This window comes from Hanamia caeni, assembly GCF_003721595.1.
Taxonomy (GTDB): domain Bacteria; phylum Bacteroidota; class Bacteroidia; order Chitinophagales; family Chitinophagaceae; genus Ginsengibacter; species Ginsengibacter caeni.
Genome location: NZ_RJJR01000004.1, coordinates 268,381 through 286,456 on the forward strand (window position 1 = coordinate 268,381; position 18,076 = coordinate 286,456).

General features: G+C 38.9%; 9 protein-coding genes. All 9 read left to right on the top strand.

From position 1 onward, the window contains the following. The first annotated feature begins 233 nt into the window (after window positions 1-233). The 9 genes from EFY79_RS07165 to galB all read left to right on the top strand — a co-directional run bounded on the left by EFY79_RS07165 (window position 234) and on the right by galB (window position 18,054). Window positions 234-758, top strand: coding sequence for a dihydrofolate reductase family protein (locus EFY79_RS07165; protein ID WP_123119990.1), 525 nt, complete (start codon window positions 234-236; stop codon window positions 756-758). 81 nt (window positions 759-839) lie between these two features. Then, complete coding sequence (locus tag EFY79_RS07170; RefSeq protein ID WP_123119991.1) at window positions 840-2,588, top strand: SGNH/GDSL hydrolase family protein; 1,749 nt, start codon at window positions 840-842, stop codon at window positions 2,586-2,588. 57 nt (window positions 2,589-2,645) lie between these two features. Beyond that, window positions 2,646-3,851: an AGE family epimerase/isomerase gene (locus tag EFY79_RS07175; RefSeq protein ID WP_123119992.1), complete on the top strand. Its 1,206-nt coding sequence runs from the start codon at window positions 2,646-2,648 to the stop codon at window positions 3,849-3,851. 86 nt (window positions 3,852-3,937) lie between these two features. Continuing rightward, a complete protein-coding gene (locus tag EFY79_RS07180) occupies window positions 3,938-5,074 on the top strand; it encodes a sialidase family protein (protein WP_123119993.1) in 1,137 nt (378 codons plus the stop codon). 430 nt (window positions 5,075-5,504) lie between these two features. Further along, entirely contained in the window at window positions 5,505-6,854 is a 1,350-nt protein-coding gene (locus tag EFY79_RS07185; RefSeq protein WP_123119994.1) for a glycoside hydrolase 5 family protein, read from the top strand. After that, a complete protein-coding gene (locus tag EFY79_RS07190) occupies window positions 6,854-10,504 on the top strand; it encodes a glycosyltransferase family 2 protein (RefSeq protein ID WP_123119995.1) in 3,651 nt (1,216 codons plus the stop codon). The genes EFY79_RS07185 and EFY79_RS07190 overlap by 1 nt, the downstream gene beginning before the upstream one ends. Window positions 10,505-10,782: 278 nt before the next feature. Then, the gene (locus EFY79_RS07195; protein ID WP_123119996.1) at window positions 10,783-12,165 is read left to right on the top strand and encodes a Gfo/Idh/MocA family protein; all 1,383 of its coding nucleotides are present in this window, start codon (window positions 10,783-10,785) and stop codon (window positions 12,163-12,165) included. A gap of 191 nt (window positions 12,166-12,356) precedes the next feature. After that, the gene (locus EFY79_RS07200; protein WP_123119997.1) at window positions 12,357-15,305 is read left to right on the top strand and encodes a DUF5107 domain-containing protein; all 2,949 of its coding nucleotides are present in this window, start codon (window positions 12,357-12,359) and stop codon (window positions 15,303-15,305) included. 307 nt (window positions 15,306-15,612) lie between these two features. Continuing rightward, window positions 15,613-18,054: a beta-galactosidase GalB gene (galB, locus tag EFY79_RS07205; RefSeq protein ID WP_123119998.1), complete on the top strand. Its 2,442-nt coding sequence runs from the start codon at window positions 15,613-15,615 to the stop codon at window positions 18,052-18,054. Window positions 18,055-18,076 lie beyond the last annotated feature (22 nt).

Below are 18,076 nucleotides of genomic sequence, written 5' to 3' on the forward strand. Positions count from 1 at the left end.
TTTTTAAATAATTGTTTGTTATGTCTAAAATGATTTGTCCTGTTTAAGCAAAATTGGGTTGCGACCCATTCATTTTTCGTTCTACAAAAATACCTCTGAAGCCCTTTTGTGTCCAATGATAAATGATAAGAAATCGTATTGATGTTTCTCAATAGATGAGTTTACGACTAATAATTATGGAATGAATGTTGCCTCAATATTTGTATCAACTTTGAGCATTAATCTCTGTTTCAATGAAAGTAATATGTGTTTTTGTGGCCACCCTGGATGGGAAAATTACGAAATGGAATGCCCCTCGTGTAAGAGACTGGACTTCGCAGGAGGATCAAAAATATTATAAGCAGATATGGAATGATTTTGATTTAATAGTGATGGGTAGCAATACATATCTTGCGGAAAAATTCTCATCGTCACCGAAGCGGCTGCTTTTGGTGATGACCCGACATCCGTCGACATATAAACAATATGAAGTGCCCGGCCAGATTGAATTTACTGATCAAAGTCCGGAAGATATAGTGACGGAATGCCAACAAAAAGGATATAAAAATATGATCATGGCAGGAGGCCCGCATCTGACTACTTCTTTTTTTCAGAAGAAATTAATTGATGAGCTCTGGCTCACCATCGAACCAAAAATTTTTGGAACTGGTGGTAATCTTGTAATTGAAGAAAGACTAGATATTGACCTTCAATTGCTAAGTATTGAAAAGGTAAATAAGAAGGGTACGCTGATTACAAAATATGCGATTCTGCGTTAGTTTGCTGACTAAAATTAAATTCCGCATATTTCTTCCTTTACTGCAAACAAAGATTTTTAATTTTGACGAAATGCTTCACAAATGATAAGGCCTCTTTTAACTTTTTTTCTCTTTTCTTTTTCAAAAATCTCTTTTTCGCAACAACAAATTAAATGGTATGCGCCGCAATTTGTTGAAGGCGTTTGTATGTTGGATTCATCCAATATTTTTCATCGTCTTCCCATTTCAATGAAAGACATTGTGCGAAAGCCCGTTTGGGATTTGTCTGAAAATACTGCAGGAGAATTTATTCATTTTAAAACTTGCGCAACAGAAATTACGGTGCGGTATACATTAGCAAGCAATAATTTTTCAATGTCACACATGCCTTCAACAGGCGTTAGTGGCTTGGATTTATTTGCGATTGATGTAAATGGAAACTGGAACTGGGCACCGGGAAGATATCATTTCGGCGATACGTGTTCTTATGTTTTTAAAAATTTGTTTCTTGCAAAAAATCAAACTAAAGTTTCAGATTTTTACTTGTATTTGCCTTTGTATAATTCAGTGAAATGGTTGTCAATCGGGGTCAACGAAAAAGATTCTTTTGCATTTGCTGAAAAAAGAAAAGAGCAACCGGTTGTGGCTTATGGCACTTCTATTATGCAGGGCGCGGTGGCATCACGGCCGGGACTTGCCTGGACAAATATTTTGGAAAGAAATATCGACAGAACCATTGTCAATCTTGGCTTTTCAGGCAATGGAAGATTTGAAAAACCCATTTTTGATTTGATGGCAAACGTGGACGCGAAACTGTATATTTTAGATTGTATGCCGAATCTTACCGGCGGCTATTCTGATGAAGAAATTAAAAGCCGGGTAGTTTATGGGGTAAATAAATTGCGCGAAAAAAATAAAGACGTTCCGCTTTTGTTTGTAGGGCATGCCGTTGGTTATGCGCCGTATTTTATGGACACGGCAAGGTTGAATGAATATCACAACAGCAGTCTGGTTATCGAAAAAATTTTTAATGAATTACACGAAACAGGAATTCGCAATATTTATTTGCTTACTGACAAAGAAATTGGTTTCGACATAAATTCTACCACCGAAGGACTGCACCCGAATGATATAGGAATGATGAAATATGCAGCCGCTTATGAAGAAAAAATCAGAGAAATATTAAACGAGCCTGTGGGTAAAGTTTCTACTGAAATTCCTGTCGAACAATATCGTGATGGATATGATTGGATAGCCCGGCATGAGCAGGTGAAAAAATATATTCAACAAAATAATCCGCAGAATTTAATTATAGGAAACTCAATCATTCACTATTTTGGAGGAGCACCTGCTTATCATATTGCCCGCGGCGAATCGGCATGGGACGAGTATTTGAAGCCATTAAAAGTTCAGAATGCAGGATTTGGATGGGACAGGATTGAGAATGTTTTGTGGCGTGTTTATCATGGCGAATTTGATGATTTCAATGGAAAAAATATTGTGTTGATGATAGGTACGAATAATTTATCTGAAAAAAATCATGATTCTGAAATTGTAGATGGATTGCAATTTTTAATCAATGCAATTAAGCAAAGAAAGCCAAACACAAACATTACAATGGTGGGAATTTTGCCCCGCGCAAAATCAGAAGAACGCGTTGCAATGATTAATAAAAAAATAAAACAGATGGCGCTGCAAAATCATATTGATTATGTTGATTTTGGAAAAGATTTTTTGATGGGAAATAAAGTAAACTCAAAATTGTTTGTAAAAGACGGATTGCATCCGAATGCAGAGGGATATGAGGTTTTGGGGAAAGATTTGAAAAAATTATTAATGAGTAATAATTAATCATCGAACAAATGACATGAGCCAATAATAATAATTTAATAATCCAATAATTTAATAATGAATTTAGACACAGGTTATTTAAAACAACACGCAGAGTTTTATAAAAATCAATTACTCAACGACACCATTCCCTTTTGGTTTCCAAAAAGTATTGATGAAGAATTTGGTGGTTATTTATTAATGCGTGATAGGGATGGAAGTCTGCTTGATGATGACAAAGCGGTCTGGATACAAGGGCGTGCAACGTGGCTATTAGCTACTTTGTATAATACGGTTGAACAGAAGAAGGAATGGCTGGAAGGTGCAAAAAAAGGCGTTGATTTTTTATTAAATCATTGTTTTGCAGAAGATGGGCAAATGTATTTTCATGTTACACGCGATGGAAAGCCAATTCGAAAAAGAAGATATTTTTTTTCTGAAACTTTTGCCGTGATAGCGTTTGCAGCTTACGGCAAGGCAAGTGGCGATAAAAAAACAGGTAAGATGGCGCGTGGACTTTTTGATAAATGTATCGCCTATTCAACCGGCGAAATAGAGCTTCAGCCGAAATTCGAGAACACCCGGCCATCAAAAGGGATAGGCGTTCCTATGATAATGATGAATACTGCACAGCAATTGCGTGAAACGATTGGTGAGCCAACCTGCAGTGAATGCCTGTCTGCCGTTCAGGCAGGGATAGATAAATGGATAACTGAAATTGAAACGTATTTTGTAAAAGATGATATCAAATGCGTAATGGAGCAGGTAGCGCCGGACGGAAGCATTATTGACCACATCGATGGAAGAACTTTAAATCCTGGCCACGCAATTGAAGGCGCCTGGTTTATTTTACACGAAGCAAAATATAGAAATAATGACAAACATCTTATTGAACTCGGTTGCAAAATGCTCGACTATATGTGGGAGCGGGGATGGGATAAAGAATACGGAGGAATTTTGTATTACAGGGATGTTTATAATAAGCCGGTGCAGGAATACTGGCAGGATATGAAATTCTGGTGGCCGCAAAATGAAGCAATCATTGCAACATTGTTGGCTTATACTATGACTGGCAATGAAAAATATAAACAATGGCATCAACAGGTTCACGGTTATGCCTACACGAAATTTCATGATAAGGAATTTGGCGAGTGGTTTGGCTATCTGCATCGCGATGGAACTGTAGCGCAGCCTGCAAAGGGAAATTTATTTAAAGGGCCTTTTCATTTGCCGCGACAGGAATGGTATTGCTGGAAATTGCTGGAAGAAATTGCTCGTGTTTAATAGTAAACAAACAAATAACCGGATTTTTATTCTTACTTTAATTATTAAAGAAATCCTTTTCAAAAATTAAGACTTAAATCTTTCGTATGAAAAATATTGCCGTAACGTTTTTTACATTAATATTTTTTTATTCAGCTCTTTTTGCGCAAAAGACCGCTGTGTATGTGTCGGGAACAGAGGGATACAAATCGTTCCGCATTCCTGCAATTATAACGGCGCCAAACGGAGACCTGCTGGCATTTTGCGAAGGAAGGGTTAACGGTGCAGGAGATTTTGGAGATATCAAAGTCGTGTTGAAAAGAAGCAGTGATAATGGAAAAACATGGAGCGCATTGCAAATTGTAGCGAGCAATGATAGTTTGCAGGCAGGCAATCCCGCGCCGGTTGCAGATTTTACTGATCCGCGATTTCCAAAGGGAAGAATTTTCCTTTTCTATAATACAGGTAATGGCCATGAAGCGGAATTGAGGAAAGGCCATGGGCATCGGGACGTGTTATTCAAAACGAGCATTGACAATGGCAAGACATGGAGCGAACCCACAGACATTACCCTGGAGGTCAACAGGATTAATCAGCCGGAAATAAATAAACTTTGGAATTTTAAAGAAGACTGGCGCAGTTACGCAAATACACCAGGGCATGCCTTGCAGTTTGAACATGGAAAATATAAAGGCAGAATTTACGTAGCTGCGAATCATTCTTCCGGTGACCCGAAACCTGAACTAAGAGATTACCAGGCACATGGATATTTTACAGATGATCATGGCGCCACTTTTCATTTGAGCGAAACGGTGACTTTTGAAGGTTCAAATGAAAGCACTGCTGCAGAATTAAGCAACAATGGGTTGATGATGAACAGCAGAAACCAGGTAGGCAATTTTCGTATTGTTTCCCTAAGTAAAGATGGTGGTGAAAAATGGGATACCACTTTTATTGATACAAACTTGCCCGACCCTATCTGCGAAGGAAGCTTATTAAATATTGGAACTAAAAACGGAAAATCTGTTTTGGCTTTTTGCAATAATGATAGTAAAAAAAATCGTGATAGCCTTACCTTGCGGATTAGCTTTGACGAAGGCAAAACCTGGAAAAAGAAATTTTTAATTGATCCAAAGAACACCGCCTATTCAGATATTGTAAAAATTTCAGAAAATAAAATCGGCGTTTTGTATGAGGCCGATGGATATAAAGAAATCAGGTTTGAAATTATAAACTGGAAATAAATTGAACATGTGTGGGCCTTCAAAACTTGAAATATTGTTTAAACTCTTAGGGAAAATACGTTCAGAGGCAAAAGTTAAATTTAATGAAAACATGAATCACGGTTATTTATTTGTTTACTGGGCAAACGCTTTTAATTTCTTGCAAAAAAATCTCCCAGCTGACCACTGATATATTCAATACGTCACAATAGATCCTGCAAAGAGGGAAGATAACCAATGCCGGAGCTAAATATATAAGGTATTATTATTTTGGAACGAGAGGGCTAAAATTGGAAGAATTATCAAAATACAAGTTGTTTTTGTCCTAAAAATGCGATTTTTACAATAACGACCTGATTTTTAATAACCGTAACACCATAATTGAGACATATTTTCGTTTGCATTTCAGTAACTCCCAATTAATCATATAAAACGAAGTCTTTAATAGAATATGAACAGCTTGAATAAGCGGTCAAAACTTTTAAAAAGAATACGAACCCTGATAATCATATTGCTGGTGGTTTTTGGTGCGTTTATAGCGGCGTTAATGTTCTTTTTTTATATCAACATGGGGCCGAAAAATACCAGTACCTATAGGGGGCCCCGTAAGGTAAGCATCGAAAATAAAAATGGTAAGTACAGCTTTTATAAAGACGGCAAACCTTTTTTTGTAAAAGGAGGAACTGGCCTGGACCATATTAAAGAATTGTCGGAAACTGGTGGCAACACTATCATGTGCTGGGATACCTCCAAATTGGAAAGCGTTTTCAAAGAAGCCGCACTATACAATGTGGCCGTTATAATAGGATTAGATGTACCTGGCGAAAGATCGGGTTTTTACAATAATAAAAGAAAAATAGAAGATTTGTATAACGCCTATATCGATGTGGTTACCCGGTATAAAAATAATCCCAGTTTGTTGGCATGGTGCCTTGGGAATGAAATGACACTTCCCAACTCGTTAACTCCGGGGCCATTTTACAAAACATACAACAGGATCCTTGATCGCATACATAATGTTGACCCAAACCACCCGGTATCAACTTCTGTTTTAAATATAACAATAGGCGAGATCCTGACGTTGAAATGGCGCATGCCTGCTCTTGATTTTTATTCAATGAATATTTATAATAGTGTAAAGATTATGAAGCATAACCTTGAACGCACTAAATGGCTTTGGGATGGACCCTACCTGGTAGGCGAATGGGCCCCGGAAGGCGGGTGGGAAGCACCTATGACAGCATGGCAAGCGCCGATAGAAAATTCCAGCACTACAAAGGCGCAGCTTTTTTACGAATTTTTTACTAAATATATGCCAGTAAAAGATCCTCGCTTTATGGGATCATTGGTTTTTTACTGGGGCCACCGGCAAGAGTACACACAGAGCTGGTTTAGCATTTTTAGCAAAAACGGTTATCCGAATGAAATTGAAGAAGCATTGAATGATTGCTGGAAAGATACCAGTACACAACATCTTTCTCCAAAGATCAATTTTATGTTAATAGATAATCTTGATGGAAAAAGTAATATTATTGTAACCGGCGGTTCAAAACATAATGCTTTATTAGAAATGCAATCGTCCACAAGATCGGACACTCTTCAATATAAGTGGGAAATTCATAAAGAAAACTGGTTCTATGGAATGAGCCCTGCAGAAGTAGGATTATTTGCAGACAGTACTTTGCCAGTTACTGATTTTAGGGCGCCCCAGAAAGAGGGGCCATACCGTGTATTTATAACCGTGTATAATTCAAAGGGATATTTTGCCACAGCCAATATTCCAATTTATGTAATACGTTAATGGACTTTAGAATTAATCCTGTACAACCCCCGTCGCCTAATGAGAAAAAGGCGCTCCGCCTGATGATTTTCGGGGGGCTTATCTCCATGGGACTTTTGTTGCATGTCTTGTTTCAAAATAAAGCAGTTAGTTATTTTCCACTATATATTTTGCTGGTAATAACAATGATTTATTATTCCCTGAAATACCTGCATGAATGGTACCATTATTTTTCAATTTCATCTGACAGAAAGCCCGCTCGGCAAAGAGACTATACTGTTGATATTTTAACTACTTATTGTGCCGGCGAACCTTTTGATATGCTGGAACAAACGTTGGCTGCCATACAGAATATTACTTATCCTCATACTGCCTGGTGCTGTGATGAAGCGGATGATAGGAGGGTGAAACAACTATGTTGTCGGTTAGGTGTTAAGCACGTTACCAGGATTGTCAAGAAAGATGCTAAAGCCGGCAATATCAATAATGCCTTACAGTTTGCCACCGGAGAGTTATGTGTCGTGCTCGATCCCGACCATATTCCGGCACCTTGTTTTTTGGATGGGGTAGTTGATTATTTTGATGATCCTTCAGTTGGATTCGTACAGATCGTACAAGCTTATTATAACCAGGAAGAAAGTTTAGTGGCTAAAGGGGCGGCTCAGCAAACATATCCTTTTTATGGCCCTATGATGATGAGCATGCATAAGTATGGTACTGTCCAGGCTATTGGTGCCAACTGCACTTTTCGCAGATCAGCACTTGATTCAATAGGAGGCCATGCAAGCGGGCTCGCAGAAGATATGCATACAGCGATGAAGTTGCATGCTGCGGGATGGCGCTCATTTTATGTGCCCGCTATCTTAACCCGGGGGTTGGTGCCAGCGACCATGTCGTCTTATTATAAGCAGCAATTAAAGTGGAGCCGCGGGGTTTGGGAGCTTTTTTTCATTACTTATCCAAAGCTGTTTTCCAAATTTTCCTGGAGGCAAAAAGTTCATTATTTCACCCTGCCATTTCATTATCTCAGCGGCTTGATTTTTTTTATTAATTTTTTAATACCGGTAATTTCTCTTTTCACTGGCTACATCCCTCTACAAATGGATGTGCTTACTTTCTTCCTGGCAGCTTTGCCATTATTCTCCATGAGCTTGCTTATCAGGCACTATGCCCAAAAGTGGCTACCAGATGAAAAGGAAAGAGGTTTTCATATAGTTGGAGGCATTCTTCAAATTGGGGCCTGGTGGGTGCATACGGTCGGTATTATTTATACGCTACTTAGAAAAAAGGTACCGTATATACCAACTCCCAAGAATGATAATGAACCTTTACCCTTATTGCTTAATGTCCCAAATATACTTGTGGCAGCGATTTCATTGGCAGCTATTATATATGGTTTGCTCGAAGATTTTAATCCGTATACTATTTTTATGGCAGGCTTGGCAAGTTTGCAGATAGCTTTTATGGTTTTTAACCTCTCGATTTCAGGGTACATTAACAAGAAGAGTAGGGTAGGTAGTTTCGTTATGAAATTGAGGCAGTATACCTGGCTTATTAAAAAAACACACGGCTTTTTAAGAAGATATTCGTTGGCTCTTTCAGTTTTAGTTATCGCTTTTTTTGGATTTGCTTATTGGAAGAACCAACAGTTACCGCAATTTCTGCCTAAGCCATTGAAAGGGCTACAGGTATTTTACCGCGGTTTATACCACCATGAAACTACAAATAATGGAAGTGAAAAATTAAATTTTGCCATAGCTGATAAAAGCAGGGATATTGCTATCGTTTCATCCGAAATTGCCTGGAACGTGGATGAAAATAATCGCCTTGACACGAATTATTTGCAGCAGGTTTATAGGCGTCACGCTATACCACTCATTGTTTGGAATCCATGGCAAAGGGGTACTTCGGGTTTAACTACGGATAATGAAAACATACAGGATATTCTTAAAGGCAAATATGATGAACTGTTTTTATCGTTTGCCAAGCAAATTGCCGTTTTAAATAAACCTGTATTTCTGCGTTTTATAAATGAGAATACTGCTGATAAACGCTCCCTTTTTTCCTATTCAGGTTGTAAACCTGGTGATTTTAAAGCAGCATGGCAATATGTACATCTGAAATTTGACGAAGCTGGCGCTAATAAAGTAATCTGGATATGGAATCCACCGGATGCAGCCAAAGCCAATGATTACTTTCCCGGCGACAATTTTGTTGACTGGCTTGGCGTAAATATACTGGACACAAACTGGCAGACCAGTAAAAACGATCAGAATATTTTCGATTCCCTTTACCGGCCATACCACTCTTTACAACTTTTCAAATCGGGTTTGCCGGTTATGTTGACTGAAACAGCCGGTTCAGCAGCAAACAGAGTAGAATGGTGGAATAAAACCTGGCAAACGCTTGATACAGCATTCAAAGAGATAAAATCGATCCTCGTTAATCCTGGCGATTATACTATGCTCGCGAATTTACCTGGAGCGAATATGCCAATAAACGTGGATGAAATAATTTGGCAAAAGACTTACACTCACCCTGAATTGCAAAATCTGCCTTTTCCGGTCAAAAGTATTGTTTATGACAAGGGATATAACTGGTTCAGAAACAGGCATACGCTTGGCCTGAAAATAATGGAAGAAGACCTGCAAGCAATAAAGAAAATTGGAGCGAACACAGTCGAAAGAATCATGCCCGGTATATACGATCGTGATTTCAAAAAAGCGGTGATATCAAATAAAATGAATTTAATAGTTCGCTTCTCTTTTTTGGTTACGCCCCAGGTAATTGACGACAATAAAAAAATGAAGCAGCAGAAGGAAAAGATTCTCGGTGTGATAAGAAATAATCTTGATAAAAAATATATTATAGCATGGAATCTTGGAGATGATGTACTGCATGATCTTGCCAGTCAAACCTATAAGCCAGACTACTTTTACTACGAACAAAAATATATTGCCTGGTTAGAGGATTTGTGCCGCGAAATACGAAAAGTAGATGCTATAAGGCCTATCGTTATGGATTTAGACTGGGATATAAATGGCCGGAAACAATTTAATAATTACAAAAGCCATATACCGCAGATAAATACTTATATGTTATCCGTAAATGTAAAAGATTCGGCTTTACTGAAAGAACCGCTGGAACACGGAATGACATGGGGAAAGGTGGACGTACAATTATGGCCCCTTATTCCAGGCATTCAGCAATCCGGTACTGTGCCTCAATGGCAGGATATTGAAACCACGGATTATGTAAAGCTAAAAGGACTGCTTGACCTGGAGGGTAGAAAAAAACAAGGATACAGGGATGTACTAAATTTTTGGGGGAATAAGCAGACAAGCTCATCTCCTGTACCGGAAATAAGAATTCTAAAGCCTGCAGAGCTTGCCGCTGCTAACGACAAGCTATTATACCATATAGTGTATAAGGATAAAAATAGCGACTTGTGGAAACTTATCAATGATGATAAAAAAGATATTCGCTTTGAATGGTATCTCGTAAGGCAGGATCGATATGGAAATACTATGTTTATGAACAAGGTAGGCGATCAGCCATATATCGAGCTGAAAATTCCGTCCAATCCTCAATATTATAGGCTATATGTGGAAGCTGTATCTGGCGAAGAGGTAAGGATGGCAAATACTACTTTGAATACTCCGTTAGAATAATGAAAACTTTCCTTGTTCAATCTGCAGTATTCGCGCCGGCAATCGCAATGTGTTACTAATTTAATGCGTAATAAAACTTCTTTTTATTTTCATGGTAATGGAATCAGGAATAATTGGTAATTGTTCAACGAGATTGGCGAGATAGCAATTAACCAGTCCTCTGCCTTTCTTTAAAGTTTCCTTCTTATATTTATTTCTTTTTAGATTACCATTTCATTTTTTTTAAAATTATTTCTTTAATTCTAAAACTTGTTTTTAAACAGCATAATTACATTACTATGGCAAAAAATGAATCTACAAATTCAAGACGTTCTTTTATTCTTAATGCAACCAAAGGCGTTATTGGCGCTTCTTTGATTCCTTCAATCGTAACAGCCGGAAATTCTCAAAGGAATATTGAAAAACTGATAAGAGCTCCGCATAGTTATGGGCCTAATGACCAGGTTCAGGTGGCACTGATTGGTGCTGGAGGAATGGGTACAGCAGATACCAATACATGCATCACAGTACCGGGCGTAAAATTGGTGGCGGTTTGTGATTTATATGATGGCCGCCTGGCAGAAGCAAAAAAACGTTGGGGAAACGATATTTACACTACACGCGATTATAAAGAAATTTTAGATCGAAAAGATATTGATGCTGTAATTGTGGCTACGCCTGACTTCTGGCACAAGGATATTTCTGTAGCTGCCATGAATAAAGGCAAGCATATTTATTGCGAAAAGCCTATGGTCCATAATATTTCAGAAGCGCCGGCAGTAATAGATGCACAAAATAAAAACAAAGTAGTTTTTGAGGTGGGCAGCCAGGGAATGAGTTCTTTAGGAAATGAAAAAGCCAAACAGCTACTGAAAGAAGGCGCCATTGGCACGCTTAATTATGCCGAAGCGTTTTATGCACGCATGTCGCCGGAAGGCGCCTGGCAATATCCTATTCCTGACGATGCATCACCCGCTACGGTAGATTGGGACAGGTATTTATCTATTACCACAAAAAGGCCATTTGATCCATTGCGATTTTTTCGCTGGCGCAATTACAGGGATTATGGAACCGGCGTGTCAGGCGATCTGTTTGTGCATGTATTTTCAAGCTTGCATTTTATAACCAATTCTCTTGGCCCGAATAAAGTTATGGCTACAGGTGGCTTGCGTTATTGGAAAGATGGCAGAGAAGTTCCTGACATTATGTTGGGCACTTTTGATTATCCTGAAACCGACGTCCATCCCGCGTTTAACCTGTCGCTCAGGGTAAACTTTGTAGATGGAACGGGAGGAACAAATTATCTTAGAATGGTAGGCAGCGAAGGCTCCATGACTGTAGAATGGGATAAGGTAACACTTTATAGAAATCGCAATATTGTTGATGCAACTGATCCTTTATTAAAAACCAAAAATAATTCTGCAGCGCAAAAAGAATATGTTTATACACGCAAGAAAATGCTTCCGCCTGATACGATGATTTATGCGGCTGAAGAGGGATACAAGGGCGCTCATTTCGATCACCATTATAATTGGATAAATGCTATCCGTACCAAAGGAAAAGTAGTTGAAGACGCATTGTTTGGCTACAGGGCTGCTGCGCCGGCGCTTCTGTGTAACGAAAGCTATTTTGAGAATAAAATAATCAAATGGGATCCCAAAAACTTAAAAGTGGTTTCTTAGATATAGGAATAGTTGGCAGTAAATGAACAAATAAATCAATTTTATTTTTTGATGAATGTTGCATAAGAATTTCTTTGTGTTTGATTGCAGCCAAATGCTTCACGGCTAAAACGCGGCTCTGCATTTGGCGCGCATTATAAAACTCTTTTGCAATATTCTGCGAATGAAAATGTTACTATAAACCATTCATCATGCAGAACTTTAAAAATGTAAGAATGAAAAGCGCTTATCCTAAAATATTTTTCAATATACTTTTATTGCTTGCTATTCCGGAGGCGATGAAAGCCCAGTCAGATGCGGCTTTCCGAGAATACAATAAAACTTTCACCACCTATCCTTTTTCAAATCCAAATCCTGATCCCAATCCGCTTTCTCTTATCTATCCCTATTTCAGGTATGATGGCTTTACTGATAAGGCTATTCAAAAAGATTGGAAGGTAGTGGAATTGGAAAATGATTTTATCCGGATATTAATTTTACCCCAAGTTGGCGGCAAAATATGGACGGCCATTGACAAGAAAAATAACAAGCCATTCATTTATGACAATGATGCTGTTAAATTCAGGGATATTGCGATGCGCGGCCCATGGACGAGTGGCGGCCTCGAAGCTAATTTTGGTATCATAGGCCATACGCCCGGCGTGGCTACTCCGGTAAATTATCTTACTAAAAAAAATGAAGATGGAAGCGTGAGCTGCGTTATCAGTCTCCTGGATTTACTTACTGATACGCGGTGGAATATGGAAATCAATTTACCGAAAGATAAGGCCTTCTTCATCACGCGTTTTTTGTGGCAAAACAGCACGCCATTGCCTCAGCCCTATTACACATGGATGAATCTTGGAGAAAAGGTTTCAGACAGCCTTGAATATATTTTTCCCGGAAACAAATACATTTATCATGATGGAAAAGTGTATGACTTTCCGATAAATCCCAACAATCACAAAAACATTTCTATCTACAATCAAAATGATTTTGGCGGCCCCAAATCGTATCACGTTACCGGCGCTCACAGCAAATATTTCGGAGTACTTTGGCAAAAAGAAAATTTTGGAATGATACATTACGCCGAGCGCGAAGCGAAGATTGGGAAGAAGATTTGGATATGGGGTTTGTCGCGCCAGGGAATGATTTGGGAAAAATTATTGACAGATAACAGTGGCCAATACACGGAAATACAAAGCGGAAGATTGTATAATCAAAACGCTGCCGAAAGCTTATTCAGCCCGTTTAAACAATTTGATTTTGCTCCATACAACACAGATTCATGGAGCGAGTATTGGTATCCTTTTCAGAATACGGATGGGGTAGCAAAAGCAGATTTAAACGGCGTATTTAATATTAAAAAACAAGATGGCAAGGAGGTTATTTTTATTTCGCCTGTCAGCTATATCAATGATACTTTGAAAGCATGGAACAATGCAGGAAAAATAATTTTGGAGAAGTTCGTAAACCTTGCTCCACTTGAATCTTTCCAGCAAGATATAGCGCTTGAGAATGGTGAATCGATTGCCAGGATTTCGCTTGCAGGAACGGTAATCAACAAAAATGATAGCACCGAAAAAATCCTGGACAGGCCGCTAACACCTTTTAAAGAATTTGATTGGAATACGGCCTATGGTTTTTATCTGAAAGGGAAATACCTATCGGATACGCGGCATTATGATTCAGCAGAAGCCAATATTCGGAAATCTCTTTTAAAAGAACCGGGCTTTGTTCCTGCCTTGGATGAAATGGCATTTTTGCAATACCGGAAAATGAATTATGATTCGGCCTGGCATTTTGCGAGCTTAGCATTAAGCGTTAATACCTACGACCCGGCAGCTAACTACTGTTATGGATTAGCATCCTTGAAGCTTAATAAAATCTACGATGCGGAAGATGGCTTTGAAGTTGCTGCAATTACGCCTGAATACAGCTCTGCAGCTTATACTGAATTGAGTAAAATAAAATTGAGGCAAAAAAATTATGCGCTTTCTTTTGAGTATGCCACTAAAAGCCTGGTGAATAATTCCGAAAATATTTCGGCAATGCAATTGCAATATGTTTGTGCACGGCTAATGAATAATAAAGAGGAGCAGGAAAAAATAAAAGATGAAATTCTGCGCCTGGATCCGATGAATCATTTTATCCGCTTTGAAGAGTATTGGCAAAACAGGAATGCAGTAAATCAACAAAAATTCAATTTTCTTATTCGCGATGAATTGCCTCAGCAAACCTATCTGAACCTGGCTGTCTGGTATTCAAATCTTGGCTTACAGGAAGAAAGCGAAGCAGTGTTGGAAAGTTGTCCTGAAAAAAATGACGAAATATTTTATTGGCTGGCTTGGCTTAACCGCGACAATGCCTCCGGAAATCAATATTTAAACCAGGCTGCTAACGGTGATGCATACCTGATTTTTCCTTTTCGCGCAGAAAGCGCTGTGGTAATGCGTTGGGCTATGAATAATTCTAAACCCACTGATTGGAAATGCCGTTATTTTCTTGCAATGATACAGGCATTTCATGGCCATCAAGATAAAGCCCTCGAATTATTGCAAAACGAGAGCACTCCTCAAAATTTTGCGCCATACTATGTGTTGCGCTCAAGATTGCGATCCGATTCGGATACCCAATCTGTTCAGTCTGATTTAACGCGGGCTATGGCAATCGATAAAAATGACTGGAGGTATGGAAAATACCTTACTGATTTTTTATTAACACAAAAAAAATTTAAAGAAGCATTACAAACAATAGCGCCCTACTATAAAAAAGATAACGACAATTACATGGCGGGCCTGCTATACGCGTGGTGCCTGTTGCTAAACCGGGATTATCTATCTGCTGAAAAAATACTTGATCACATTCATGTTCTTCCTTATGAAGGAGCGAATGAAGCGCACCGGTTGTATGTTCAGACAAAGCTGAACCTTGCTTTAGAATTTTTACAAAAACATAAATATAAAACTGCACTTCAAAAAATTAGCGATGCCCGCCAATGGCCCGAGCGGCTTGGTTCAGGAGCGCCTTATCCCGATATGAAAAATGAAACTTTGCAAGATGACATTGAAAGTCTCGTCAAAGAAACACAGCAGGGAAAAAAATTATCAGATAATATGATTGGCGAATACAGACAAAAGCTGAATGGTGAAAGATCCTGAAATAGGAAAAGTTAGATAACTCATCTGCAAAATAAAAATTTGGATTAATTGTTCTTTTACTGATAAATGAAGCTATGCAAGGCTTGCAGAGTGCGTTGGTTTCATGTGAAGGAAATTATTCCTAAGTTATTTTTTCTGGTTCTCTCAGGTTTTTTTTGCGGTGAAATTCACCGTATCAAAGTGTTGTAAATTCGGTTGAAGCAAAATTAAAAATAGTCCCACATGAACATTTTCGCGATTCAATTTTCAAACACTTTGTACCTTAACATCCTCATTTCATATTTTCAAAAATTAAATTCCAATTATCATGAACCAAAAAGGCTATATTTTTTTACTTGTTTTTATGGCCGCTGTTACAGTCACACAAAACAGTATTGCATTGCCCGGCAATAAGGGAATCAACGCTAACAGAAAAGCGGATTTTGACATGGGCTGGCGATTTCATTTGGGAGAGGTGCCGGCGGCAAAAGAAATAAATTTTGCCGATAATTCTTGGAGACAATTGAATCTTCCTCACGATTGGAGTATAGAGGGTGAGTTCAGCAAAGACAATCCTGCGGGCGTGGGTGGAGGCGCGTTGCCGGGTGGCATTGGCTGGTATCGAAAAACTTTTACCCTTCCTGAAACTGACAAAAATAAATCTGTGTTCATCGATTTTGACGGCGTATATATGAATAGTGATGTTTGGATAAACGGCCATTTTCTTGGCAATCGCCCGTATGGTTACAGTTCGTTTCGCTATGAAATGACGCCCTATTTGAATTATGGAAATAAGCCGAATGTTATTGCTGTAAGGGTGGATAATTCAAACCAACCCAACTCGCGATGGTATTCAGGTTCGGGCATATACCGGAATGTATGGTTGGTTACGGTTGGTAAAATTCATGTGAATCATTGGGGCACATTTGTTTCTACTCCAACCGTTGACAAAAACAAGGCAATTATAAATGTTCAAACAACGATTCGAAATGAAATGGCTAATTCCTCCATAGTTACTTTAAAAACAATTCTACAGGATAAAAATGGAAAAGAAGTAGCAAGTTCATCTGCAAAAGAATCTATCAGCGGTGGTTCTTCAAAAACCTTTTCGCAGCAACTGAAAATTACTAATCCTGGATTGTGGTCAACTAGCCATCCGGTTTTATACAAAGCCGTTTCTGTGGTAGAAGCAAATGGAAAAGAGCTGGATAATTACAATACGCTTTTTGGAATCCGCTATTTTCATTTTGATAGTAAAGAAGGATTTTTTTTAAATGGGAAGCATGTATTGATAAAAGGCGTTTGCGACCATCACGACCTTGGCTGCCTTGGAGCAGCCATTAATGAAAGGGCGTTGCAACGTCAATTGCAAATATTGAAAGATATGGGATGTAACGCGATCCGGACTTCGCACAATCCCCCGGCGCCTGAATTGTTGCAATTGGCTGACCAAATGGGCATTATGATTATGGATGAAGCGTTTGATTGCTGGAAGAAAGGAAAAAATAAATACGATTATCATTTGTATTGGGACAAATGGCACAAAAGGGATTTATCAGATTTTATACTTCGCGATCGCAATCATCCTTCTGTGATTATCTGGAGCATTGGAAATGAAATTCCTGATCAATGGGACAGCGCCGGAGCCACGATTGCACGGGAACTTGCCGGAATTGTTCGTTCACTGGATACAACAAGGCCAATCACTTCAGCGATGAACGACCCTGAAGCAAAAAATAATTCTCTTTCTCATTCAGGCGCTATGGATTTGATTGGCCACAATTACAGGCATGAACATTATGATGATTTTTTTAAGAATTTTCCCGGGGGCAAATTTATCGCTACCGAAACTACTTCTGCTTTGGAAACCCGCGGCGAATATAATATGCCGTCAGACAGCATTTTTATTTGGCCACACAAAGGCGCAGAAATGAATGCAAATTTCACTTGTTCGGCTTATGATAATTGCCGCGTTCCCTGGGGCTCTACGCATGAAGCGACATTGAAAGCTGTAATGGAACATGATTTTGTTTCAGGAATGTTTGTCTGGACAGGATTTGATTATCTTGGCGAACCGACACCTTACGGATGGCCGGCACGCAGTTCTTATTTTGGTATTATTGATTTGGCAGGCTTTCCCAAAGATGCTTATTACTTATACAAAAGTGTCTGGACAAATAAGCCGGTTTTGCACATTTTGCCAGACTGGAGTGGATGGCAACCTGGTGATTCGGTTGATGTATGGGCTTACTACAATAATGCCGATAAAGTTGAATTATTTCTCAATGGCAAATCGTTGGGAGCGAGGGAGAAACAAGGTGATGAAATGCATGTAATGTGGCGGGTGCCCTACCAGCCTGGCGCATTAAAAGCAGTTTCTTATAAAAATGGCAAGGTAGTGTTAACAAGAGAAATCCATACTGCAGGCAAGTTGGCAAAAATGGTGCTTGAGCCAGACAGAAACAAAATTTCTGCTGACGGCAAAGACTTATCTTTTGTAACGGTTAAGCTGGAAGATGCGAATGGCAATTTAGTGCCTCATGCGGATAATCTTATAAATTTTAAAGTAACTGGAGATGGTTCGCTTGTGGGAGTAGATAATGGCAGCGAAACCAATCATGAATCATTTAAAGCTAAAGCTCATACAGCTTTTAACGGCCTCTGCCTTGCTGTTATAGAATCCGGCATAAAGAAAGGAAAGATTACAATAACCGCAGTATCAGATGGTTTGCCGACAGTTTCCACCACCGTCGATACAGAGGGGAAATGAGGTAATTATATTTTCTTTTAAA

What these genes read in the sequence shown, in the direction of transcription:
- EFY79_RS07165 (WP_123119990.1), top strand. Translation starts at nt 234, where the DNA reads ATGAAAGTAATATGTGTTTTTGTGGCCACCCTGGATGGGAAAATTACG.
- EFY79_RS07170 (WP_123119991.1), top strand. Translation starts at nt 840, where the DNA reads ATGATAAGGCCTCTTTTAACTTTTTTTCTCTTTTCTTTTTCAAAAATC.
- EFY79_RS07175 (WP_123119992.1), top strand. Translation starts at nt 2,646, where the DNA reads ATGAATTTAGACACAGGTTATTTAAAACAACACGCAGAGTTTTATAAA.
- EFY79_RS07180 (WP_123119993.1), top strand. Translation starts at nt 3,938, where the DNA reads ATGAAAAATATTGCCGTAACGTTTTTTACATTAATATTTTTTTATTCA.
- EFY79_RS07185 (WP_123119994.1), top strand. Translation starts at nt 5,505, where the DNA reads ATGAACAGCTTGAATAAGCGGTCAAAACTTTTAAAAAGAATACGAACC.
- EFY79_RS07190 (WP_123119995.1), top strand. Translation starts at nt 6,854, where the DNA reads ATGGACTTTAGAATTAATCCTGTACAACCCCCGTCGCCTAATGAGAAA.
- EFY79_RS07195 (WP_123119996.1), top strand. Translation starts at nt 10,783, where the DNA reads ATGGCAAAAAATGAATCTACAAATTCAAGACGTTCTTTTATTCTTAAT.
- EFY79_RS07200 (WP_123119997.1), top strand. Translation starts at nt 12,357, where the DNA reads ATGCAGAACTTTAAAAATGTAAGAATGAAAAGCGCTTATCCTAAAATA.
- galB (WP_123119998.1), top strand. Translation starts at nt 15,613, where the DNA reads ATGAACCAAAAAGGCTATATTTTTTTACTTGTTTTTATGGCCGCTGTT.